General features: G+C 73.2%; 23 protein-coding genes. 12 read left to right on the top strand and 11 right to left on the bottom strand.

All coding sequences use genetic code 11. The annotated features are described in order from the left end of the window. Nucleotide 1 precedes the first annotated feature (1 nt). Nucleotides 2-757 carry a dienelactone hydrolase family protein gene (locus BM076_RS22975; RefSeq protein ID WP_093715559.1) on the bottom strand — a complete coding sequence of 252 codons (756 nt, stop codon included), beginning with the start codon at nt 755-757 and terminating at the stop codon, nt 2-4. Between the two features lie 48 nt (nt 758-805). Here BM076_RS22975 and BM076_RS22980 point away from each other — a divergent pair, with 48 nt between their 5' ends. Continuing rightward, a complete protein-coding gene (locus BM076_RS22980) occupies nt 806-1,303 on the top strand; it encodes a MarR family winged helix-turn-helix transcriptional regulator (protein WP_093715560.1) in 498 nt (165 codons plus the stop codon). Nucleotides 1,304-1,430: 127 nt separating this feature from the next. After that, nucleotides 1,431-3,089 (top strand): MFS transporter, encoded by a 1,659-nt coding sequence (locus tag BM076_RS22985; protein WP_093715632.1) that lies wholly within the window; start codon nt 1,431-1,433, stop codon nt 3,087-3,089. Here BM076_RS22985 and BM076_RS22990 read toward each other — a convergent pair. The 3 genes from BM076_RS22990 to BM076_RS23000 all read right to left on the bottom strand — a co-directional run bounded on the left by BM076_RS22990 (nt 3,061) and on the right by BM076_RS23000 (nt 4,812). After that, nucleotides 3,061-3,435: a hypothetical protein gene (locus BM076_RS22990; protein WP_093715561.1), complete on the bottom strand. Its 375-nt coding sequence runs from the start codon at nt 3,433-3,435 to the stop codon at nt 3,061-3,063. The genes BM076_RS22985 and BM076_RS22990 overlap by 29 nt on opposite strands. A gap of 175 nt (nt 3,436-3,610) precedes the next feature. After that, nucleotides 3,611-4,228, bottom strand: a complete 618-nt coding sequence (locus BM076_RS22995; RefSeq protein WP_218160109.1) for a GNAT family N-acetyltransferase — start codon at nt 4,226-4,228, stop codon at nt 3,611-3,613. Nucleotides 4,229-4,362: 134 nt separating this feature from the next. Continuing rightward, on the bottom strand, nt 4,363-4,812 hold the full coding sequence (locus BM076_RS23000) for an SPW repeat protein (protein WP_177246564.1): 450 nt from the start codon (nt 4,810-4,812) through the stop codon (nt 4,363-4,365). A 333-nt stretch (nt 4,813-5,145) separates the two neighbouring features. Here BM076_RS23000 and BM076_RS23005 point away from each other — a divergent pair, with 333 nt between their 5' ends. The 3 genes from BM076_RS23005 to BM076_RS23015 are packed head-to-tail and all read left to right on the top strand — an operon-like array spanning nt 5,146 to nt 7,554. Continuing rightward, nucleotides 5,146-5,667: a hypothetical protein gene (locus BM076_RS23005; RefSeq protein ID WP_143120615.1), complete on the top strand. Its 522-nt coding sequence runs from the start codon at nt 5,146-5,148 to the stop codon at nt 5,665-5,667. Nucleotides 5,668-5,683: 16 nt separating this feature from the next. Further along, nucleotides 5,684-6,868 carry a sensor histidine kinase gene (locus BM076_RS23010; protein ID WP_093715563.1) on the top strand — a complete coding sequence of 395 codons (1,185 nt, stop codon included), beginning with the start codon at nt 5,684-5,686 and terminating at the stop codon, nt 6,866-6,868. After that, nucleotides 6,865-7,554, top strand: a complete 690-nt coding sequence (locus BM076_RS23015; RefSeq protein ID WP_245796233.1) for a response regulator — start codon at nt 6,865-6,867, stop codon at nt 7,552-7,554. Before BM076_RS23010 ends, BM076_RS23015 begins: the two co-directional genes overlap by 4 nt. Before the next feature lie 25 nt (nt 7,555-7,579). On the opposite strand, the gene BM076_RS23020 is transcribed toward BM076_RS23015, so the two are convergent. Then, nucleotides 7,580-8,023, bottom strand: coding sequence for a MarR family winged helix-turn-helix transcriptional regulator (locus BM076_RS23020; RefSeq protein ID WP_093715564.1), 444 nt, complete (start codon nt 8,021-8,023; stop codon nt 7,580-7,582). Between the two features lie 291 nt (nt 8,024-8,314). Between BM076_RS23020 and BM076_RS23025 the strand changes: the two genes are divergently transcribed. Continuing rightward, the gene (locus tag BM076_RS23025; protein WP_093715635.1) at nt 8,315-9,595 is read left to right on the top strand and encodes an MFS transporter; all 1,281 of its coding nucleotides are present in this window, start codon (nt 8,315-8,317) and stop codon (nt 9,593-9,595) included. A 6-nt stretch (nt 9,596-9,601) separates the two neighbouring features. Here the strand turns inward: BM076_RS23025 and BM076_RS23030 are convergent, their stop codons facing one another. Next, nucleotides 9,602-10,234: a dihydrofolate reductase family protein gene (locus tag BM076_RS23030; RefSeq protein ID WP_093715565.1), complete on the bottom strand. Its 633-nt coding sequence runs from the start codon at nt 10,232-10,234 to the stop codon at nt 9,602-9,604. A 132-nt stretch (nt 10,235-10,366) separates the two neighbouring features. Between BM076_RS23030 and BM076_RS23035 the strand changes: the two genes are divergently transcribed. Beyond that, nucleotides 10,367-11,068 carry a TetR/AcrR family transcriptional regulator gene (locus tag BM076_RS23035; protein WP_093715566.1) on the top strand — a complete coding sequence of 234 codons (702 nt, stop codon included), beginning with the start codon at nt 10,367-10,369 and terminating at the stop codon, nt 11,066-11,068. 28 nt (nt 11,069-11,096) lie between these two features. On the opposite strand, the gene BM076_RS23040 is transcribed toward BM076_RS23035, so the two are convergent. Further along, nucleotides 11,097-12,020 (bottom strand): SDR family NAD(P)-dependent oxidoreductase, encoded by a 924-nt coding sequence (locus BM076_RS23040; RefSeq protein WP_093715567.1) that lies wholly within the window; start codon nt 12,018-12,020, stop codon nt 11,097-11,099. Between the two features lie 45 nt (nt 12,021-12,065). Beyond that, nucleotides 12,066-12,815 carry an SDR family oxidoreductase gene (locus BM076_RS23045; protein WP_093715568.1) on the bottom strand — a complete coding sequence of 250 codons (750 nt, stop codon included), beginning with the start codon at nt 12,813-12,815 and terminating at the stop codon, nt 12,066-12,068. Between the two features lie 224 nt (nt 12,816-13,039). On the opposite strand from BM076_RS23045, the gene BM076_RS36755 reads away from it, so the two are divergent. The 4 genes from BM076_RS36755 to BM076_RS23065 all read left to right on the top strand — a co-directional run bounded on the left by BM076_RS36755 (nt 13,040) and on the right by BM076_RS23065 (nt 18,912). Next, a complete protein-coding gene (locus BM076_RS36755; protein WP_093715569.1) occupies nt 13,040-13,492 on the top strand; it encodes a hypothetical protein in 453 nt (150 codons plus the stop codon). 5 nt (nt 13,493-13,497) lie between these two features. Then, on the top strand, nt 13,498-16,263 hold the full coding sequence (locus tag BM076_RS23055; RefSeq protein WP_093715570.1) for a caspase family protein: 2,766 nt from the start codon (nt 13,498-13,500) through the stop codon (nt 16,261-16,263). Beyond that, the gene (locus BM076_RS23060) at nt 16,260-17,672 is read left to right on the top strand and encodes an extracellular solute-binding protein (RefSeq protein ID WP_245796234.1); all 1,413 of its coding nucleotides are present in this window, start codon (nt 16,260-16,262) and stop codon (nt 17,670-17,672) included. Before BM076_RS23055 ends, BM076_RS23060 begins: the two co-directional genes overlap by 4 nt. Before the next feature lie 112 nt (nt 17,673-17,784). Next, nucleotides 17,785-18,912 (top strand): alpha/beta hydrolase, encoded by a 1,128-nt coding sequence (locus BM076_RS23065; protein ID WP_143120616.1) that lies wholly within the window; start codon nt 17,785-17,787, stop codon nt 18,910-18,912. Nucleotides 18,913-18,919: 7 nt separating this feature from the next. On the opposite strand, the gene BM076_RS23070 is transcribed toward BM076_RS23065, so the two are convergent. The 3 genes from BM076_RS23070 to BM076_RS23080 form a co-directional block, all read right to left on the bottom strand. Beyond that, complete coding sequence (locus BM076_RS23070) at nt 18,920-19,951, bottom strand: SDR family oxidoreductase (RefSeq protein WP_093715573.1); 1,032 nt, start codon at nt 19,949-19,951, stop codon at nt 18,920-18,922. Nucleotides 19,952-20,025: 74 nt separating this feature from the next. Then, a complete protein-coding gene (locus tag BM076_RS23075; RefSeq protein ID WP_093715574.1) occupies nt 20,026-20,523 on the bottom strand; it encodes a GNAT family N-acetyltransferase in 498 nt (165 codons plus the stop codon). A 22-nt stretch (nt 20,524-20,545) separates the two neighbouring features. Then, on the bottom strand, nt 20,546-21,310 hold the full coding sequence (locus tag BM076_RS23080; RefSeq protein WP_093715575.1) for a TetR/AcrR family transcriptional regulator: 765 nt from the start codon (nt 21,308-21,310) through the stop codon (nt 20,546-20,548). A gap of 147 nt (nt 21,311-21,457) precedes the next feature. On the opposite strand from BM076_RS23080, the gene BM076_RS23085 reads away from it, so the two are divergent. Next, entirely contained in the window at nt 21,458-22,540 is a 1,083-nt protein-coding gene (locus BM076_RS23085; RefSeq protein WP_093715576.1) for a medium chain dehydrogenase/reductase family protein, read from the top strand. Nucleotides 22,541-22,593 lie beyond the last annotated feature (53 nt).

Genomic DNA, 22,593 nt, shown 5'->3' on the forward strand with positions numbered 1-22,593 from the left:
GTCAGCCCTCCAGATGCGTGCCGAAGAAATGCTCGATCCGCTCCCAGCCGTCCTGCACGGCGGGCACGTTGTAGTTGGGGCGGTCGACGGCGAAGAAGCCGTGGCCGGCGCCGCCGTAGCTGTGGAATTCGAAGTCCTTGCCCAGTTCGGTGAGGATGCGTTCCAGCTCCGCGACCTCCGCCGGACTCGGGTGGCTGTCCGCCCCGCCGAACAGGCCGAGCAAGGGGGCGCCCAGGCGCGGGAGTTGGTCGACGAGATTGGTGATCCGCAGCACGAAGCCCTCGGGCACGGTGCCGGTGACGAAGGCGCCGTAGCAGTCGACGGCGGCGTCCACGTCGCTGTTGCAGGCGACCAGGACGGCCTGCCGGCCGCCCGAGCAGTGCCCGATGACGCCGACCTTGCCGTTGGAGGTGGGCAGCGCGCGCAGATACGCGGCGGCGCCCTCCGCGTCGCCGATCAGCCGCTCGTCGGGCACTCCCCCGTTGGCACGGCCGACCGCGGCGGCGTCGTCGGGCGCGGCGCCGGGTGCCTCGCGGTGGAAGAGGTTGGGGCAGACGCAGTCGTACCCCATCTCGGCGAACCGCCGCGCCATCTCCTTCGTCGGCCGGTCGTAGCCGGGCAGGTGGTGGATGAGGACGACGCCGCCGCGGCGGGCGTCGCCCTCGGGGCGGGCGAGATACGCCTCGATCTCGTCGCCGCCGTGGCCGGTGAGGGTGACGGTGGTCGCGGTGAGCGAGCCGGAGGGGGAAACAGTCATGCGCCAGCTATACCATAAGTCTGGACTGATAAGTTTATACTGATCATCATGACGACCAGAACCCCGCCGAGCACGGCCGCGGGCCCCGCGGCGAGCCCGACCGCCGGACCTGTCGCGAGCCCCGCCGCCGCCCGCGTCGCCGCCGACCTGCGCGCGGCCCTCAGCCCCCTGGTGCGGCGGCTGCGCCAGGTGAAGCCGGACGGGGAGCTGACCTTCTCGCAGATCTCGGCGCTGGTCAGGCTCGACCGGGAGGGCCCGGCCACCGCCAGCGAACTGGCCGCGGGTGAGGGCATCCGACCGCAGTCGATGTGCACGATCATCGGCGTCCTCCAGGAGCGCGGTCTGGTGGCCCGCGACCCCGACCCGACCGACGGGCGCCGGATCGTCGTCTCCCTCACCACGGCGGGCCTCGACGGTCTGCACGGCGCGCGCGCCGAGCGCTCCCGCCGCCTGGGCCTGGCCATCGACGAGGAGCTGACCCCGGCCGAGCAGCGGCAACTGGCCGACGCCATCCCCCTGTTGGAGAGGATCACCCGTCGTGTCTGACGACCCTTCCGGGATACCCGCGGCCGGCGACGCGGGCGGTGACCCGACCCCCGCCGACGGGGCCCCCGCCGACGCCGGGCCCGGCGACCGCTACAAGTGGGTCGCGCTGTCCAACACCAGCCTCGGGATGTTCATGGCGACGGTCGACTCCTCGATCGTCATCATCTCGATGCCCGCGATCTTCCGCGGCATCCACCTCGACCCGTTCGCCCCCGGCAACATCAGCTATCTGCTGTGGATGATCATGGGCTACATGCTGGTCACCGCGGTGCTGGTGGTGACCCTCGGGCGGCTGGGCGACATCGTCGGCCGGGTCAGGATCTACAACCTCGGCTTCGTCGTCTTCACCCTCGCCTCCGTCGCGCTCTCCTTCGACCCGGCGTACGGCGGCGCGGGCGCGATGTGGCTGATCTGCTGGCGGATCGTGCAGGCGCTCGGCGGCTCGATGCTGATGGCGAACTCGGCGGCGATCCTCACCGACGCCTTCCCGGCCGAGCAGCGCGGCATGGCGCTGGGCATCAACCAGATCTCGGCGCTGTCCGGCCAGTTCGTCGGCCTGGTGCTGGGCGGGCTGCTGTCGGCGTGGGACTGGCGCGCGGTGTTCTGGGTCAATCTGCCGTTCGGCATCCTCGGCACGGTCTGGGCGTACCGCTCGCTGCGCGAGACCTCCACGCGCCGGCAGGCCCGTATCGACTGGTGGGGCAATATCGCCTTCGCGCTGGGCTGCGGGCTGCTGCTGGTGTCCATCACCTACGGCATCCAGCCGTACGCGGGCCACACCATGGGCTGGCTGAACCCGAAGGTGCTCACCGGGCTGATCGCGGGCGTCGTGCTGCTGCTCGTCTTCGTCCTGGTGGAGACGCGGGTGGCGGAGCCGATGTTCCGGCTCGCGCTGTTCCGCAGCCGGGCCTTCGCCGCCGGGAACGCGGCCTCGCTGCTGGCGTCGGTGGCGCGCGGCGGGCTGCAGTTCATGCTGATCATCTGGTTGCAGGGCATCTGGCTGCCGCTGCACGGCTACGCGTTCGACGACGCGCCGCTGTGGGCCGGGATCTTCCTGCTGCCGCTGACGGCCGGCTTCCTGATCGCCGGGCCGCTGTGCGGATTCCTCTCCGACCGGTACGGCGTACGGGCGTTCACCACCGGCGGGCTGCTGCTGTTCTCGCTCAGCTTCGTCGGTCTGCTCCTGCTGCCGATCACCTTCCCGTACTGGGCGTTCGCGCTGCTGATCATGTGCAACGGGATGGGCTCCGGGATGTTCTCGGCGCCCAACACCTCGGCGATCATGAGCAGTGTGCCCGCCACCGACCGGGGCGCGGCCTCCGGGATGCGGTCGACGTTCCAGAACTCCGGGATGTCGCTGTCGATCGGCATCTTCTTCTCGCTGCTGATCGCGGGCCTGGCCGACCGGCTGCCGAAGGCACTGGACAGCGGGCTGCGCGCGCAGGGCGTCCCCGCGGACGTGGCGCACCACGCGGCCTCGCTGCCGCCGGTGTCGACGGTCTTCTCGGCCTTCCTCGGCTACAACCCGGTGCAGACGCTGCTCGGGCCGAGCGGGGCGCTGGACAAGCTGCCCGCGCACAACCGGGAGGTGCTGACCGGGAAGGAGTTCTTCCCGCACCTGATCTCGGCGCCCTTCCACCACGGCCTGGTGGTGGTCTTCGCGACGGCCGCCGGAATGGGACTGCTGGCCGCCACCGCGTCCCTGCTGCGCGGCGGACCCGCGACGCAGGCGGTGACGGCCATCAAGTCCCCGCGGATTACGGCCGGTTCAGGACGATCGAATTGACCGGCGTCAGGTCGTAGTACCAGTGGTCGTTCATTTCCAGGGTGATCTTGCAGTTGCCGCCGTTGTACGACCAGCACAGCTGCGCGGTCGCGCCGGCGCCGCCGTACTGGTTGTTCAGCACGGTGTGGTAGCCGACTTCGCCGCTCAGGTTGTGGGCGCCGTAGCTGTAGAAGATGTCGGTCGGGTGGCCCTTGGTGTAGTCCGCGTTCTGCGCGTAGATGCAGACCGCGCCGCCCGGGCAGCCGTACGCGGTCTGGTCGTTGGCGTGCGCCGAGCCGGTGCCGGCGGCCGCCACGGCGGCGGTGGCGATGGCGAGCGCGGCGGCTCCCCGCATGATCCTGCGCATGGTGCTGTCCCTCCGTCAGCGGCCGGACCCCCGCCGGCCGTCACGTGCCGGCGACCGGTCCCGCCCGGCCGCCGTCCGTGCCGACGCTAGGGGGCGGCGGGGCGGTCGCGCTCCTGACGAATGACAGGAATGTCGCGCCCGCGGGAACGGGAGCGGTACGCGAACGGTGTACGTGTCACGGCAGGGGCGGCGCCACCGGGACCGGTGCGATCGTGCCGTCCAGGCGGACCTGGAGGGCGGGGTGCCGGGGCGCGGCGAAGCCGAGGTCGGTGTAGAGGTCCGCGCCGTCCGGGGTCGCGTTGAGGTTGATCACCCGGGCCTGGGTCTCCTCCGCGAACCAGTCGAGCACCGCTTCCAGGCAGGCCCGGGCGTAGCCGCGGCGCAGCCGGCGCGGGTCGGTGCAGACGTTGGAGACATGGCCGTGCAGGCCGCTGAGATTGTTCGGGCCCGGCGCGTGCCGGTCGCACGTACCGACCGCGTTGCTGACCACGCCCAGCTCCGGGTCGTCCACCACGAAGGCGGCGAACTCGTCGGTGGCGGCGAGGCGTTCGGCGAACCACGTACGGGCCCGGGCCCGCCAAGGAGCGTCCTGGCCGCCGACCCGGGTGCCCATCGCCTCCAGCATCAGCGCTCTCAGCCGCACCAGGGCCTCGGCGTCGGCGACGGTCGCGCGCCGTACGACGACGCCCGACAGGTCGGGCTCGCCCGTCGCGTCGTGAGCCTCTTCAGCATCGGCCGCGTCGTCCAAGTCGCTTGCGGGGCCGGGGAGTTCACCGTTGGTGCCGATCTTCATACCGCGCATTGTCACTCATGCGGGCGGCGTACGGCATCCCACTTCCGTACCCCCTTCCCCCGAACGGGAAGCGGTGGTACGGGCGGCCTCGACGGTCGTCCGCACCACCGTCCGCGCGGGGGTCGTGCCGTGCGTCAGTGCGCGCGGCTCTTCCGGCCGCCCAGACCCATGCCCATCGTGGCCAGGCCGAGCAGGCAGATCACACCACCGGTGATCGCGTTGTTCGTGATGGTCTTGGTCGTGTCGGCGGAACCCGACACCACCCACGGAGCCACGATCGTCCACGCGCCGATCGCCACGGCGACCCATCCCAGGCCGTGCGTGCGCTCCAGTACCGAGCCGAAGCCCATGGCCAGCACCGCCAGGGCGATACCGGTGATCAGATTGCTCACCCTGAGCGCGTTGAAGCCGTCGAATCCGGCCACCCACGGGGAGATCGCCAGATACAGCCCGGCGAGCAGGCAGAGCCCCTCGATGAGCCCGGCCATCGGCTTGGCCGCCGCTTCCTCGTACCGGCCGCGCAGGGCCATCAGGTCGGGATGATTCTCGATGTGCGTCGTCGAATGAGTCGCATCGGTGGCCATTCCAGCCACCTCCTTCTTTCGTTCTTCGCAGTGCAGTCGCTTCTACCACCGGATGTCCTTCGGGTCTCCGCCCCGAAGCTGCCGCATCCTCACTCAGCGTAAATCCCCCGATACCCCTCAGGCCACTCCGCACCCCGACGAACCTGCCCCAACCCGACAAGAGCTTTCAGTCCGCGGCATCCGGGCGGGCCGTCCCGCCCGGATCACCCCGCCCGGATCACCCCTTGCGTCACCCCGCGGTGTGACGCCCGGCGGTGGGGGCGTACGTAGCGTCGGGGGTCCGGTGGTGGGTGTGGGTGCGGGTGATGGGGACGGTGGGAGGAGGCAGTGGCGGTGGCGGTGGGTGTGGTCGAGGTGGGGGCCGCGGTGGTGATCGTGGGGTATGTGATCGGGCGGCAGGTCAGGGGGGAGGCGCTGCGGGGGCGGCGGGTGGTGCTGCTGCCGGTGGTGCTGACCGTGGTGGGGTTCGGGCGGCTCGGGGACCACGGGCGGCACGTGGCGCCCGCGGACATCGCGCTGCTGGTGATCGGGGGGCTGCTCGCGCTGGGGATCGGGGCGGGGCAGGGGTCGATGATGCGGCTGGAGAGCCGGGACGGCGGGCTGTGGGGGCGGATGCCGGCGCTGGGCCTGTGGCTGTGGGGCGGGCTGATCGTCTCCCGGCTGGTGCTGATGCTCGTCGCGGCCGGTGTGCACGCGCACGTCGCCGCCTCGTCCGCGCCGGTGCTGATGCTGCTCGGCCTCAACCGCCTCGGCCAGGCGGGCGTCATCGCGATGCGCGCGACCGCCCTGGGCATCCCCTTCGCGGCCGAGAGGGACGGCCGCCCCTTCCTCGCCGACCGCCGCAGCCGCGGCTGACGGCTATCGTGCCGACGTGCTTCTCACGGTGTCCTGGCTGCTGCGCTGGGGGGCGTACGTCCTGGCCGGCTGCGAGACCTTCACGCGGATCTCGCTGGGCCCCGCGGCCCGTACGGTCACGATCGTCGCGTACGTGCTCAGCGGCGCGCTGATGGCGCTCTGGTCGGCGGCCGAGCTGCGGGCCGCGCGGCCCGGCGCCGCCCCGTGGCGGAACCCGCTGCTGATGCCCGTCCTGCTCGGCACGATCGCCGTCGCCTCCGGCGCCGCCGCCACCCTGCCGGACGCGGGCACGATGATCGCGATGACCGTGATCGCGGTGCTGAGCGCGGCGAGCGACCACCCGCTGCCGACCGCCTGGTCGGTGACCGGCGCGGGCGTCCTCGCGATCGAGACCGCCCAGCTGATCACCGGCGCCTCCACCGGTATCGCCCTCGGCTACCCGGTGACACTGGTGGTCGGCATGCTGGTGGGCCGCAACCGCCGCTCGGACCGCGTACGGGCCGAGCAGGCGGCCGTCCTGCTGGCCAGGTCGGAGGAGCTGCGCGCGCAGGCGGACGAGTTGCGCGAGCAGCAGCGCCAGGTGGCGGTGCTCGACGAGCGCACACGGATCGCCCGCGAGATCCACGACGTGCTGGCGCACTCACTCGGCGCGCTCGGCATCCAGATCCAGGCGGCCCGCGCGTTGCTGACCGACGACGGCGACGTGGAGCGGGCGGTCGGCGTGCTGGGCGTCGCCCAGCGGATAGCCTCGGACGGCCTGACCGAGACCCGGCGCGCGGTGCACGCGCTGCGCACCGACACCCCGCCGCTGGACGAGGAGCTGGCCCGGATGACCGCCGCCCACCGGCAGCGGCACGGCACCCAGGCGCGGCTGACCGTGCGCGGCACGCCCGTACCGCTGCCCGCCGACCAGACGCTGGCCCTGGTGCGCACCGCCCAGGAGTCGCTGACCAACGCCGCCAAGCACGCCAAGGACCGCCCGGTGACCCTCACCCTCCGCTACGGGGACGACGACGTGACGCTGACGATCCGCAATCCGCTGCCGCCCGCGGACGAGGACGCCGCCCCGGGCTTCTCGACCGTCGACGGCGGCTACGGCCTGACGGGCATGCGCGAACGCCTGCTGCTGCTCGGCGGCGCCCTGACGGCGGGCCCGGCCGGGGACGGCGAGTGGCGCGTCGCCGCCCGGGTGCCGCGGTGAGCGCGACGGGAAGGGACGCGGAGCGGCCGCCGCTGCGGGTGGTCGTCGCGGACGACCAGGCCAGCGTCCGCGAGGGCCTGGTGCTGATGCTGGACCTGCTGCCCGACCTGGACGTGGTGGGCAGCGCGGCCAACGGCGAGGAGGCGCTCGAACAGGTCGCCAGGCACCGCCCGGACGCGATCCTGCTCGACCTGCACATGCCGGTGATGGACGGCACCGAGGCGGCCCGGCGGCTGACCGCCGAGCACCCGGACGTGGCGATCGTGGTCCTGACGACGTACGCGGACGACCGTTCCGTGCTGGACACGCTGCGGGCCGGTGCCCGCAGCTATCTGACGAAGGACGCGGACCGGCTGCACATCGCGCAGACCCTGCACAGCGCGGTCGCCGGGCTCTCCGTCCTGCACCCGCAGGTACGGGCGACGCTGCTGGCCGCCGCGGCGGACCCGCCGCCGGCCGCCGCCTCCGAGGGGAACGAGGCGGCCGAACCGCCGGACGGCCTGACCCGCCGCGAGGCGGAGATCCTGGGCCTGGTCGCCCGCGGCCTGACCAATTCCGAGATCGCGGCGGCCCTCTTCCTCAGCCGGAACACCGTCAAGACGCACATCAACAGGGTGTTCGCGAAGACCGGTTCGCGCGACCGGATCGCGGCGGCGCGCTACGCCCGCGAGCACGGCCTGGGCTGAGGCGCGGACTCCACCGCGCAAGCCCTCAGCGGCGCCCGAGCGCCTCGACCGTCCGCACCAGCGGCACCAGCTCCGGGGTGCGCGCCGCCTCGTCGAGGGCCTCGCGCAGCGCCCGGTCGTTGGTGGGGCGGGCGGCGGTGAGCAGGGTCAGACCGGCCTCGGTGACGTCGGTGTAGATGCCGCGGCGGTCGGTGTCGCAGAGGTAGCGGACCAGCAGGCCGCGGTCCTCCAGTCGGCTGACCAGCCGGGTCGTGGCGCTCTGGCTGAGCACGACCGCGTCGGCGACCTTCTTCATCTGGAGGTGGCCGCCGGGCCCGTCGTGCTGCCTGCTCAGCACGTCGAGCAGCGAGAACTCCCGCACGCTCAGCCCGTGCCCGTCCTGGAGGGCGCGCTCGATGTGCGCCTCGATCCGGCCGTGCAGCAGGGACAGCGCGCACCAGCCCTGGGCCAGCTCCGCGACCGCGGGCATCGCCGTGTCCGATGTCGTATCCGGTGCCGTGCCCGCATCCGTGCCCGGTGCCGTGTCCGATGTCGTATCCGGTGCCGTGCCCGCATCCGTATCCGGTGCCGTATCCGCCGTCGCCACCGTCTCCGTCATCCCGGGCCTCCTCCCGCACGGCCTGCACGCCGCGTCGCGCCTCCCAGGATAGCCCGCTCGCACAATATACGGCGTTTGCATTTAACCCGCGCCTGCAATTATTGTGGCCGCTGGCTAAGTGATGTGACCGATCTGCCGTACGACCTCCGGAAGGTGCTTCCCATGCCGCTCGCGCTGCTCGCCCTGGCCCTCGGGGCCTTCGGCATCGGCACGACCGAATTCGTGATCATCGGGCTGCTGCCCGACATCGCCGGGGACTTCGGGGTGTCCATCCCGACCGCCGGCTTCCTGGTCACCGGCTACGCGCTCGGCGTCGTCGCCGGCGCCCCGCTGATGACCGTGCTCGGCACGAAGATCTCCCGCAAGCGGATGCTGATGCTGCTGATGGGCCTGTTCATCGCCGGGAACGTGCTCTCGGCGCTCGCGCCGACCTTCGCCCTGATGCTCGCGGGCCGGATCGTCGCCTCCCTCGCGCACGGCGCCTTCTTCGGCATCGGCTCGGTCGTCGCGGCCGGCCTGGTGGCCGCCGAGAAGAGGGCCGGGGCCATCGCGATGATGTTCACCGGCCTGACCGTCGCCAATGTGATCGGCGTGCCGCTGGGCACCTTCGTCGGCCAGTCCGCCGGCTGGCGGGTCACCTTCCTGATCGTGGCCGGCTTCGGTGTGCTGGGCCTGGCCGGGATCGCCCGGCTCGTCCCGGAGATCCCGCGCCCTGAAGGCGTACGCCTCAGCCACGAGCTGGCCGCCTTCCGCAACGCGCAGGTGCTGCTCGCCATGGCGATGACGGTGCTCGGCTTCGGCGGCGTCTTCGCCGCGATCACCTACCTCACGCCGATGATGACCAAGGTCACCGGATACGCCGACTCCTCCGTGACCTGGCTGCTGGTGCTGTTCGGTCTCGGCATGGTCGGCGGCAATCTGCTCGGCGGGCGGTACGCCGACCGGCGGCTGATGCCGCTGCTGTACGCCACGCTGGGCGGCCTCGCCGTCGTGCTCGCGCTGTTCACGGTGACCGCGCACGACAAGCCGGCCGCCGCCGTCACCGTCCTCCTGATCGGCGCCCTCGGCTTCGCCACGGTGCCGCCGCTGCAGAAGCGGGTGCTCGACCAGGCGTCGGGCGCGCCGACGCTCGCCTCGGCCGTCAACATCGGCGCCTTCAACCTCGGCAACGCGCTGGCCGCCTGGCTCGGCGGCCTGCTCATCTCCGGCGGCGCCGGATACACCGCGCCCAACTGGCTGGGCGCGGCGCTGGCCGCCTCCGCGCTGGCGCTGGCGCTGACCTCCTCGGCTTTGGACCGGAGGACGGCGAGGGTCGCGCCGTCCACGACCGCGTCCATGTCCCCGACCGCGACGGCGTCTGCGTCTTCGTCTTCGTCTTCGTCCACCGAGGTCGCCAGGTCCGCGGCCCGGGACGTACGGGAGGCGGCCGGCTCCCCGCGGTAGCCGTTCCTACAGTCCCCGGTCCGGCGCGCTCATGTCCCCGGTGCGGACGTCGCCCCCGGCCAGCCCGTACTGCAGGTACACCGTGCCCTTGGGGCTCGCGGCGGGCGGCGCGAGGAGGGTGAGGTTGGACGGGACGGTGCCCTCGGCGAAGACCTTCTTGCCGGCGCCGAGCACGATCGGGTGCAGCCACAGGTGGAGCCGGTCGAAGAGCCGCTCGCGCAGCAGGGTCTGCACCAGGTCGAGGCTGCCGACGACCTTGACGCGCTCGTGCCGGTCGCGGATCTCGCGGATCGCCGCGGGCAGGTCGGGGCCCAGGTGTGTGGACCCGGCCCACGACAGGTCGGGCGTGCCGCGCGAGGCCACGTACTTGGGGATGCTGTTGAAGAGGTCGGCGAAGGCGCCGTCCTCGCCGCCCTTCTGGTGCGGCCAGTAGCCCGCGAAGATGTCGTACGTCCTGCGGCCGAGGAGCAGCGCGTCCGTGCCCGCGTACGCCTCGTCGACCTGGGCGCCGGCGGTCTCGTCCAGCAGCGGCGCCTGCCAGCCGCCGTGCGGGAAGCCCTCCGGATCCTCCTCGGGTCCGCCGGGCGCCTGCCCGACGAGGTCGAGGGTGGCGAACATCTCGATGTCGATGAGGCCCATCGCGTACTCCCGGTGTGTGTCGCTTCTTCGTGTCCTGCTGTCGGTGGGTAGACCGGCGGGCCGCGGCGAACTCATCGCCGCGGCGGCACCCTGTCGCGACGGGCACCGGAACGGGCAGGTAACATCGTTACCGTGGATGTGAGAACACGGATTCTGGAGGCGGCGGCAGGACTGCTCTCGCGGTCGGCCGACGCCGATGTGTCGACCCGCGCCGTCTGCGAGGCCGCGGGCGTCGGCGCCCCGATCCTGTACCGGCACTTCGGCGACAAGGAGGGCCTGCTCTCGGCCGTCGTCGACTTCGGCTTCGAGCGGTATCTGGCCGCCAAGCGCGTGCCGCGGCCGTCCTCCGACCCGGTGGCCGATCTCCGCGAGGGCTGGGACAACCACGTCCGCTTCGCGGTCGAGAATCCGAACTACTACCGGCTGATGTACTCCCCCGGCCTGTCGGTGCCGCCCGCGGCGGCCGCCGAGGCGCAGCGCCTGCTGCACGAGGTGATCGAGCGGATCGCGGCGGCGGGCCGGCTCCGGGTGGCGCCGGAGACGGCGACGCGGATGGTGATGTCGGCGAACGCGGGCGTCGCCCTCTCGCTGATCTCCCGCCCCGCCCTCTACCCGGACCCGGACTTCTCCCCCCGCGTCCGGGACGCCCTCGTCGCCTCGATCACGACCCCCGAGGCCACCGGCACCGCCCGCCCCGCCGACGCCACGCTCCCGACCGCCGCCGCCACCCTCGCCGCCCGCCTCCGCACCACCCCCCCGACCTCCCTCACCCCACCGGAAACCGCCCTGCTCCAGCAGTGGTTGGCCATCCTGGCGGACACGCCGGCCGACTAAGGGCGTCCGCGCGGCGGTCCGGGTGGGATCAGAGGGCGGCCTCTTCTGTCAGGAGGTCGGTGAGGCCGACGCGGCGGAAGAAGTCGACGCGGATGCGGTCGGCGACGGCGGAGACGACCTCGCTGCCGTCCCGGCTGGGGTCGATGTGGGTGCGGAACGGGCGCCGCCCGGCGGGGAGTTCGACGACGCGGGCGATCTCGGCCGCCACGTCGGCGACATCGGCGTCCGGCGGCAGGAGGTCGGCCAGGCGGGTGTTCACCTCGGCCATCAGCGTCTTGTAGTGCGCGTCGTACGCGGCGGCGCGGTCGGTGTCGGCCGGGGCGCCGGCGTGCGCGAAGTGGTTGGTGCCCGAGGTGAAGGCGCCGGGCACCACGATCGAGGTGTCGACGCCGAAGCGGATCACCTCGGCGGCGTAGCTCACCGCGAGCGCGTCCATGGCTGCCTTCGCCGCGAAGTACGGGGCCAGGAAGGGCGGGCAGCCGCCGCGGGTGCTGGAGGAGCCGACCCAGACCAGCAGCCCTTCGCCCCGCTCGCGCAGGTGCGGCAGCGCGGCGCGGTTGACCCGCTGGGTGCCGAGCACATTGGTGTCGTAGACGGCGGCGAGCTGTTCCGGGGTGAACGCCTCGGCGCGGCCGAGCACCATGTGCCCGGCGTTGTGCACGACGACATCGATCCGGCCCTGTTCCGCGACGATCCGGGCGACCGCCGCGTCGGCGGACTCCTGCTCCGACACGTCCAGTTCCACGGCGTGCAGCCGTACGCCGTGCTCGTCGGCGTACGCGGCCAGGCCGGCGGCCGCGGGCGCGTTGCGGCCCGCGGTCTGCCGCATGCCGGCGTAGACGGTGTGCCCGGCCCGTGCGAGGGTGCGGACGGTGAGCGCGCCGAAACCGCTGGACGCGCCGGTGACCAGGATGTTCTTGGGTGCGGTGGATACGGGCGTGGATATCGGCATGGCGAACGGCTCCTTGGCGAGAGGGGGTTGGGGCGGCCGGCGGCCTCAGATGATGCCGCCGTTGGCGCGGACGACCTGGCCGTTGACCCAGTGGCCGGCCGGGGACACGAGGAAGGCGACGACGCCCGCGATGTCGTCGGGCGTGCCGAGCCGCTCCAGCGGCGGCTGCGCGGCCAGCCGCGCGACGGTCTCCTCGTCCTTGCCGTCCAGGAAGAGATCCGTGGCCGTCGGCCCGGGCGCGACCGCGTTGACGTTGATGTTCCGGCCGCGCAGCTCGCGCGCCACGATCAGCGTCATCGCCTCGACGGCACCCTTGCTCGCGGCGTAGGCGGCGTATCCGGGGAAGGCGAGGCCGACGACGGAGCTGGAGAAGGTCAGCACCGAGCCGCCGTCCCGCAGCCGCCGGGCGGCCTGCTGGAGCACCACGAAGGTGCCGCGCACGTTCGTGCGCTGCTGCCGGTCGAAGAGGTCGAGGTCGTAGTCGGCGACCGGCGCCAGGTCCATCCGGCCGGCGGCGTGCACGACGACGTCGACACCGCCGTACGCCGCCTCCGCCGCGTCGAAGACGGCCGCCACGGCCTCCTCGTCGGCGACGTCGGCCTGCGCGGCCAGCGCCCGGCCGCCCTTCGCCTCGATCGCCGCGACGGTCTCCTCGGCCGCCGCGCGCCCGCCCGCGTAGCCGACGACGACCGCGTAGCCGTCGTCCGCCAGCCGCTCGGCGGTGGCGCGCCCGATGCCGCGCGACGCCCCGGTGACGACGGCGACCTTGCCGCCCGTGCTGCTTTCCGTGCTCATGGTGACCTCACTCATGGTGACCCTCCGACGTGGCCGGCGGGAGCGGCGCTCCCGCCGTCGTGTTATCCAAGCTAACACATATTCGTAACGACGTTATTCCGCGCGCCGCGAAGACCGCCGCACGGGCCCCGTGCGCAAGTAGTGACGCAGCGTCAACATCCGTGCCAGAGTGGTGGGTTATGACTGACGGGAACGGGGAGCCCAGCCGGCGGATTCGGATCCGGGTGTCCGGGGACGACACGCGCAATGTCGTGGCACTGCACCGGTGGCTGAGCCTGGAGGAGTGGTTCACCCGGGCCGAGGCGGAGCGGCGGCTGACGGTCGCGTACCGGGAGTACGACGCCGAGGGCCGCGATCCGGCGGAGGAACGCGACGGGCCGCCGATGAGCGGCGGCCTCGTGGAGCTGGTGCTGGTCATCGCCGGCGCCGCGGCCTCCCCGGTCTTCGAGGACCTCTACCGCCAGGTCAAGGTCGCCGTCCGCGCCTGGCGGGACAACACCAGCAGCGACGAGCACCCGGTCGAGGCCGCGGCCACCGCGGACGACGTGCCCGTGGCGGCCGGGGACACCGGGGCGGGTGCCGGGACCGGCGCGGGTGCCGGGACCGCCGGGACCGCGGCAGGCGTCGTCGGCGGCGCCGCCGCACCGGAGGACGACGAGGGCGGAAGGAACCCCTAGCCATCGTGCCCTCCCCTCCCTACGACCCCCGCGGCAAGGCCAATCGCGCGTTGCTGATCGGGGTCTACCGCTATGCCCACTACGACGACCTGCCGGGCGTCCGGCACAATCTCGGCCAGCTCTTCAACACCCTCATGGGCGGCGGCATGTTCGGCGCCGAGGAGATCCGTACGGTCAGTCCCGCGACCCGGCTGGACTTCCTGTCCCACCTGGAGACCTCGGCGGGCGAGGCCCGCGGTCTGTTCCTGCTCTACTTCGCCGGGCACGGCCGTCTCAACCTCTATGGCACCGAACTCTTCCTCGCGGTCGGCGAGTTCCACCGCCTCCCCGGCGACGAACCGGCGTACGCCGAGGCCGTGTCCTGGAACCGCGACGTGCTGCCCAAGCTCCGCGACATCGCCGGCCGCGAACTCGTCGACCGCGTCGTGGTCATCCTCGACTGCTGCAACGCGGGCAACGCGCTGGAGGAGTTCAAGCCCGGCGCCCTGCACCAGGGCAGGGACCGGATCTCGATCCTGACCGCCGTGCAGGTCAACCAGCGCATACCGGCGGGCAGCGGCCACGAGCCGACCCCGTACACCAAGCAGCTGATCCGCCTCCTGCACGACGGGCTGTACGACGGGCGGCCGGGGGCGGGGCCGGGGGTGGCGCCCGGCGCCGAGGACGGTGTCGGGGACGGTGTCGGGGCGGAACAGGCCGCGGAAATACGGCTGGTGCCGCTGGCGGCGGCCCTGCACGATGCGATGCGCGGCGAGACGACCGTGTACGGCACCCCGTGGGAACCGCGGTACCACGCCGCCGAGTCCGAGCAGGACGTGCTCCTCGCCGTCGTGCCGCGGCTGCTGGCCGAGGCCCGCGAGGAGCGGGAGCGGCGGGCGCGCCGCGAGCGCCTGGCCCGGCACACCACCCGGTGGCGCGACGGGTGGCGGGCGCTCGCCCGGCTCCCCCGCAAGGTCCTGGTCCCGCTGCTCGCCGCGCTCGCGGTGCTGCTCGCGGGCGGCGGCTACGGCGGGTACGTGCTGGCCTCCGGCCGTACGACGTGCGCGCCGCCGGTCGAGTTACGGCTGCTCACCGACCCCGACGAGGCGCCGACGCTGCAGAAGGCGGTCGATGAGTACCTGGTCTCCGGCGACAACCACACCGGCGACGGCTGCCGCCGCTCCGGGATCAGCCTGGTGGCGCCGAAGTCCACCGACGCGGTGACCGGATTCCAGCACGCGGCCGACTGGCGCACCCCGCGCTCGTCCGGCGATCTGCGCCCGCAGCGCGACATCGGCGCGCAGCCCGACATCTGGATACCGGGCTCCCGCGTCACCGTGGAGCGCGCCCGGTCCCTGCTGACCGGCCACGACGTGACGCTGACGGAATCCGGCCCGGTCGCGTTCACGCCGCTGGTGCTGGCCGTCCCGGGCGAACTGGCGGTGGCCCCGGCCTCCGCGACCGGCTCGGGGCTCGGCACCCTGCTGGCGCAGCTCAAGCAGAACAACCGGGCCGCGGTGCCGGTGCTGCGCGCCGACCCCGAGTACACCGACTCGGCGCAGCTGGCCACCGTCGGGGTGTACGGGCAGAACACCGGGTCGACGCCGCTGGGCGACGCGGCGGTCGGGCAGTTCGAGCGGCAGGCGGCGCGACTCAGCCCGGCGCCGCGCAGCTCGTACGAGCTGATGTGCGAGCTGGCCGCGGCGGACACCGCGCTCAAGGACACCTCGGCGGTGCTGGTGCCCGAACAGGTGATGGCGCAGTTCAATGTGCACGCCGACGCCAAGGACCGGCTGGGCTGCGACATCGACCGGCTCGGCAAGCGCGGGCCGCAGTATCCGGCGGACGTCGCGATGCTGGACCTGCCGTTCGTGCGGGTGGGGTGGGAGGGTGCGGACCGCGACAGCGGGGTGCGGCAGGACGCGGTCGGCCGCTTCTACGGCTGGCTGACCGGGGCGGCGGGGCAGAAGGTGTTCACCGAGGACGGCTATCGGGGACGGAGCGGGGACGGGGCTTCCGGTACGGCTGTGCCGGGTGCCGCCGGGGCCTCCCCCACGGCCGTCCCCACGGCCGCGGCCTCGCCCGCCGTGCCGCCCGCCGACTCGTGGCTCGTCACGGACGGCGGCGCGCTCGCCGACCCGAAGTCCGGCCGCTACGACACCTCGACGGGCGCGGTGACCGCCGCGCTCAGCCGCTACCGGGGCGCGCTCGGACCCGGCAAGGTGCTGTATCTGCTGGACAGTTCCAGCTCGATGGAGACCAACTGGACCGGTTCCGGGCGGGCGTTGGACCTGCTGTCGCAGTCGCTGGACGCCCTCGGCCCGGACGACCGGTACGGGGTGTGGACGGTCGTCGGCGATCCCCCGACCCCGACCCACCGGCTCGTACCGCTCGACACGCACAAGGACGTCGGCGCGGTCCGCCGGGCCGTCGCCGGGGCGCGGACGGTGGACCGCGAGTCCTTTCCCGGCGCCGCGCTCACCGCCGCGCTGTCGGAACTGACAGGCAGTCATACGTCCTCGGGCGGCGCCCAGTTGATCGTCTACGTCACGGACGACGAGGACGACAACCACCTCAAGGGCCGGGCCCTCGACGACCTGCTGCGGACCGTCGGCGCCGATTCCGTACCCGTGGAGTGGGTGTCGCTGGCCGCGGGCGGCGGCTGCGCGGCGGGCAGGACCGGTGACCGGATCGCGCGGGCCAGCGGCGGGCGCTGCCTGGACGCGTCCAGTACGCAGGTGTCGGAGCTGCGCGACGACGTCGCCCGGGTCGGGACGGGGAACGCCGGGTGAGGCGGACACGACGGGTGGGCCGGGCGCGACGCCGGATCGCGGCGACCGCCGCCTCCTTGTGCCTGCTCGCGCTCGCCCCGGCCGCGTGCACCGGCGGCGGCCCCGGCCACGCCCCGCAGCCCACCACGAGCGGCGGCGGCGAGATCGTGGTGGCCAGCGGCCTGGACGTGACCGGCACCGACGGGGTACGCCAGCAGCTCATCCAGCAGTGGAACAGCACTCCCACGGGCAAGCAGCACCCGGCGCGGCTGGTCGAGTTGCCCGGCAGCGCCGACCAGCAGCGCAGCCAGCTGCTCGGCGCGCTCCAGTCCGGCAGCTCCGCGTACGACGTGGTCAATCTCGACGTCACCTGGGTGCCGGAATTCGCCCAGGCCGGGCTGATCAGCCCGCTCGACCGGCGTCCCGGACTCGACGACGCCGACGTCATCCCGTCCGTGGCCGCCACCGCGCGCTGGAAGGGCCACACCTACGCGGCGCCCTTCAACAGCGATGTGGGGCTGCTCTATTACCGGGTCGACACCCTGGAGGACGTCGGCATCGACCCGTCGAGCTATCCGGGGAAGGCCACCACCTGGACGCAGTTGCAGAGCCTGATCCGGGCCGTCGGCGAGGCGCCCGCGAGCGACCGTCCGCCCGGCTACCAGGCGGGCTGGACCAGCCAGCTCGACGCGTACGAAGGTCTGACGGTCAACGCCGTCGAGGCTTTCGAGTCCAAGGACGTCCGCCTCACCGACGCCGACGGCCGCTACACCGCCACCACGGCCGGCCTCCGCACGGGCCTGACCGAACTCAAGACCCGTGCCGGGAACGACTACACCCTCCCCGCCGCCCTCTCCTCCCGCGAGGCCCAGTCCCTCAGCGACTTCGCCGCCGGCCGCACCGACTTCCTGCGCCACTGGCCGTACGCGTACGGCGCCCTCTTCCAGACCCTGGACGCCTCCCAGCTCGCGGTCGCCCCGCTCCCCGGCAAGGCCGTCCTGGGCGGCCAGGATCTCGCCGTCTCGGCCGGCTCACCCCGCGCGCGGTACGCCCTCGACCTGATCGCGTACCTCACCCGGGCCGAGTCCGAACGCTGCCTGCTGGACGCCGGTTTCGCGGCCACCCGCAAGTCCGCCTACACCGACCCGGCCGTCCGCTGCCGCCTCGCCCCCGCCGCCGGCCCCTCGGTCCCCACCGAGACCCACGACATGCCCCGCGACCCCGACGGCCGCCCCTCCTACGCCGCCCCGATCCTCCTCCCCGCCCTCACCAACGCCGTCCAGCGCCCCCGCACCCCCTACTACGGCGCCTTCACCCAACTCCTCCAGTCCCGCCTCCACGACTGGCTCAGCAACCCCGACCTCACCGACCCCGACCAACTCGCCGACTCCCTCGACACGGCCCTGGCGAAAATCCTCAAGGGCAAATAGCCCCGAGGGGAAAGGCGGTCCGGGGGGCCGGGTCGTACGGGACGCGCCGTCGGCGGGCGGAAGGGCCGGGCGGCGGGACAACGTGGGCGGTGGGTCAGGGTGTTGAGCGGGTATGAGATCTCTTCGAATACGGTCCGCGCTCCGTGCGGTGGTGACGGCCGCGGTGGCGTTGGTGGTGGCCGGTGGGTTGCTCGCGGCGGGGGCGCAGGCGCCGGTGGTGGCGGACGGGGGCGCGGGGGCGCGGGCCGTCGCGACGGCGGAGTACGACCTGGGGGACGCGGCGTTCACCGATCCGGAGTCCGGGACCGTCAGTGAGGTGCGGGCGGTGGTGCACTATCCGCGGCATCTCACGGGGAAGCTTCCGCTGATCGTGATGTCGCACGGGTCGTGGTACGCGTGCGACAGCGAGGACGCCGACACCTGGCCGTGTCCGGCCGGCTCGCGGCCGTACCCGAGTTATCGGGGGTACGACTACCTGGGCGCGGAGCTGGCGGCGCGCGGCTTCGTGGTGGTGTCGCTGAGCGCGGACGGCATCAACATGACGTCGTTCGACTACGGCGACCGGGCCCGGCTGATCAATGAACACCTGCGGCTGTGGCAGGAGTTGGCGGACGGCAAGGGCGGCCCGCTGAAGGGCCGCTTCACCGATCCGGAAACCGGTCGCAAGGTCGCGCCCGCCTTCGCCGGGCACGTCGACATGCACTGGGTCGGCACGCTGGGCCATTCGCGCGGCGGCAAGGGTGTGATGTGGCAGGCGTCGGACAAGCATCGCGCCGAGTGGCCGGCGGGCGTACGCGTCAGGGCCGTCCTGGGCCTGGCGCCGGTGAAGTTCGACGACCCGGAGGGCGACAACAGCGACACCCTGATCACGAAGCTGCCCTTCGCGGTGGTCACCGGAAGCTGCGACGGCGCCGTGCACGAGGCGGGCCAGGAGTATCTGGACGACGTCGCCGGCCGGAACACCCGCACCGACTTCTCCGTCTCCCTCCTGCACGCCAACCACAACTACTACAACACCGCCTGGACCCCGCCCGCCTCCCTCGGCGAGGACGACAGCACGTGCCCCGCACAGGAGTTGACCCCGGCCCACCAGCAGGACGCCCTGACCGCGTACGCCGTCGCCTTCTACCGCTACGAGCTGTACGGCGACCGCTCCGGCCTGCCGACGCTGACCGGCCACCGCCCGCTGCCGGGCGCGACCGGCACCACGCGGGTCGTCCCGGCGGCCGTCCGCCCGTGAAGTCCGTTCAGACCAGGCCGAGTTCGGCCAGGCTGCGGCCGGTGTCGGCGAGCGTGTCGGCCACCGGCCGCGGCTCCCAGCCGAGCACCGTACGGGCCCGCTCGGCGCTGACGTGCCGCACGACCCCGACATTGGCCTCGATCGCGCGCAGCGCTGGCGAGAAGCGGGCGCCGAACCGTACGGCCCGGTCGGAGAGTTGGCGGGTGGGCACCTTGGCGGCGGCCGGTCCGTCGAGGCGTGCGCGCAGCGTCGCCGCGATGTCCCGGTAGGCGATCGCGTCGCCGGCCGCCGCGATGAAGCGGCGGCCGGCGGCCCTGTCGTCGGTCATGGCCCGCAGATGCAGATCGGCGGCGTCGCGGACGTCGACCACGGCGAAGGAGAGATTCGGGACGGCCCGCGTCGAACCGTCCAGCAGCCGCCGGACCATGCCGATCGACGCGGAGAAGTCCGGCCCGAGGACGGGCCCGAAGATGCCGACCGGATTGACGACGGCCAACTCCAGGCCGCCGCCTTCCTTTTCCACGAAGTCCCAGGCGGCCCGCTCGGCGAGCGTCTTGGACGCGATGTACGGGTGGACGCCGGGCCCTTCGGTGTCGGTCCAGTCGTCCTCGGTGAACGGCCGTTCCGTGGGCGGGTGTCCATAGCCGACGGCGGCGAAGGACGAGGTCAGGACGGCCCGTCGGACACCCGCGTCGCGGGCCGCGCGCAGCACGCGCAGGGTGCCCTCGCGCGCCGGTCCGATCACGTCGGCCGGATCGCGCGGCACCTCGGACGGGAACGGCGAGGCGGTGTGCAGGACGGCGTCGCAGTCCGCCACCGCCTGCTCCCAGCCCTCGTCCGCCAGCAGATTCGCCCCCGCGTACGTCACCGACGCGACGGCGTCGTCCGATACGCCCGCCGCCGCGAGCGCGGCCCGTACGCGGCCCGGCCCGTCGGCCGTCCGTACGGTCGTCCGCACCCGGTGGCCCGCCGCCAGCGCCTGCGCGATGCAGCGCGTCGCGAGGAAGCCCGTACCGCCCGTCACCAGAACCGTTCGCATCGCCGCACCCTATGCCAGGGCGGGCGCGGGCCCGGGGCCGGGCCGGGCCCGCGGAAGCAGGGAGACCAGCGGAATCAGCGGAATTCGGCGAGGTCGCGGGCGTAGGTCAGGCCGGGGTGGCCGGAGAGGCGGGTCTCACCGGTCGGGGTGAAGCCGGTACGGGCGAGGACGGCGCGGGAGGCGGCGTTGTCGGCGCGGCTGGCCGCGCGCAGGGTGGCCAGACCGTAACGGGTGGCGGACAGCGGCAGGATCGCGCGGACCGCCCAGGTCGCGAGGCCCTGCCCGGCGGCCCGCTCGGCGACGCGGTAGCCGAGGTCGGCGGCGCCGTCCACGAGGTCGAAGAGATTGATCCGGCCGAGGACCGCGCCGTCCGGCGCGAGCAGGACGTGGAAACGGCAGACGCCCGCGGCCTGTTCGTCGAGATTGGCCCGGACGCGCTCGTCGAAGTGCGCGAAGTACGCGTCGCCGCGGTCGGGGACGCGGGCGGCGAACCACGCCCTGTTGTCCCGTTCGAAGGCGAGCAGGGCGGGCGCGTGCTCCTCGCGCAGGAGCTGGATCTCGGCGGCGGGCATGCCAGGCATGGTGGCGGCAGCGTCAGGCGGGCAGCAAGCTCTTTACCTCGGCGGTGTACAGGCGCTCCGGGTCGAACCCCATCCCCTCGAAGTGCCCGGCCACCTCCAGCGAGAGGACGCCGTGCAGGCGCGTCCAGTACGTGAGCGCGCGGCGCAGCGTACGGGGCGGGGCGGGGTGGTCCCCGGCCCACTGCCGGTGGGCGGCGAGGTGGGTGTGCAGGTCGGTGTCCGGATCGGCGTCCAAGGCGGCGTTCGGATCGGCGTCCGGGTCGGCGTCCGGGTCAGCCCCCGTGGCTCCGGGCGGCGGCCCGTCCGGCACACCGTCGAACGTGTCGAGCAGCACTTCCATGATCTCCGCCGCGATCGCGGTGATCTCCTCGGGCGCGTGGTAGCCGGGCACGGGCGTCCCGTAGATCAGGAAGTACCGCTGCGGATCGGCCAGCGCCCACGCGCGCAGCGCGTCCGCGAGGGCGACGACGCCTCCGGCGCCGGGTTCGGCGGTGGCCGCCGCCGCGCGGAAGGTGTCGGCCAGGCTGCGGTACGCGTCCGCGATCAGTTCGGTGAGGAGGGCGTCGCGGCCGGCGAAATAGCGGTAGAGGGCCGGGCCGCTCAGGCCCATCCGTTTCGCGATGGCGTTCAGCGACAGCGCCGAGGCGCCGGCCGTCGCGATCTGCTGCCGCGCGTGCTGCTTGATCTCGGCGCACACCTGGGCGCGGTACCGCTCGCGCGGGCTCGCGGCCCTGCCCGTACCCGCTCCCACATCTGTGGCCGTACCCGCATCCGTCATCGTCCGTCTCCCGTCCCCTCGGCCGGCCGCACCGCGTTCTATATTCACACGCTCTCGTTAGAGGCTATCACTGACGCTATTGACACTCACTCTCCTGTCTTGTTAGAACTTCTAGCGAAGACGAAAACCCCTAAGCCGGAGGCCGCCATGAACGACATCGAGAACGCCGTCAACGACACGAAGGGCCCGAAGCCCGCCACGGCCGAGACCCTCACCGAGGTCGTCCTGCCCGGCATCGTCGAGCCCGAGGGTCTTGAGGTCCGCGCGGGCGGGGCCGTCCCCGCGCCCGGCCCCGGCCAGGTGCTGCTGCGGATGGAGGCGACCGGCGTCTCCTTCGCGGAGCAGCAGATGCGGCGCGGCCGGTACTACGACCAGCCGCCGTTCCCCTTCGTGCCGGGATACGACCTGGTCGGCACGGTGGCGGCGGTCGGCGAGGGCGTCGCGGAGAGCGTGCTCGGCATCCGGGTGGCCGCGATGGTGAAGGTCGGCGGCTGGTCGAGCCATCTGGTGCTGGACGCGGCCGACACCGTCGAGGTCCCGGCGGGGATCAGCGCGGCCGAGGCCGAGACCGTCGTCGTCAACGGCATCACCGCCTGGCAGATGCTGCACCGCAGGGCCCATGTGCGGGCCGGCCAGACCGTCCTGGTGATGGGCGCGAACGGCGGCGTCGGCACCGTCCTGGCGCAGCTCGCGCAGGCCGCGGGCGCGACGGTGATCGGTACGGCGTCGGCGCGGCACCACGACGCGCTCCGCGAGCGCGGCGTCCTGCCCGTCGACTACCGCTCCGACGACCTCGCCGCGCAGGTCAGGGCGCTGGCGCCGGGCGGCGTGGACGCCGTCTTCGACCACGTCGGCGGCCGGGGCATCGTCGACTCCTGGCGGCTGCTGGCGCGCGGCGGCACCCTCGTCTCGTACGGCACCGCCTCCACCCGCGACGACCAGGGCTCCAAGCAGTGGCCGGTGCTCAAGCTGATCGCGCGCCTGGCGCTGTGGAACGCGCTGCCGAACGGCCGCGGCGCCACGTTCTTCAACATCTGGGCCGGGCGCTCGTTCGCCAAGGACCGTTTCCGGGCTCGGCTGCGCGCCGACCTCACCGAGGTCTTCGCGGCGCTGGGCCGCGGCGAGGTCAGCGCGCACATCGCCGCCGAACTTCCGCTGGCGCGGGCGGCGGAGGCGCTCCGGCTGGCCGAGTCCGGGACGACCGCGGGGAAGATCGTCCTGGTGCCGTGACGGTTCCCGGGCCCCGCGGGCGCCGTACGCCGCGCCCGCACCACCGGACGGCT

Source organism: Actinacidiphila alni (assembly GCF_900112845.1).
In the GTDB taxonomy this organism is placed as follows: domain Bacteria; phylum Actinomycetota; class Actinomycetes; order Streptomycetales; family Streptomycetaceae; genus Actinacidiphila; species Actinacidiphila alni.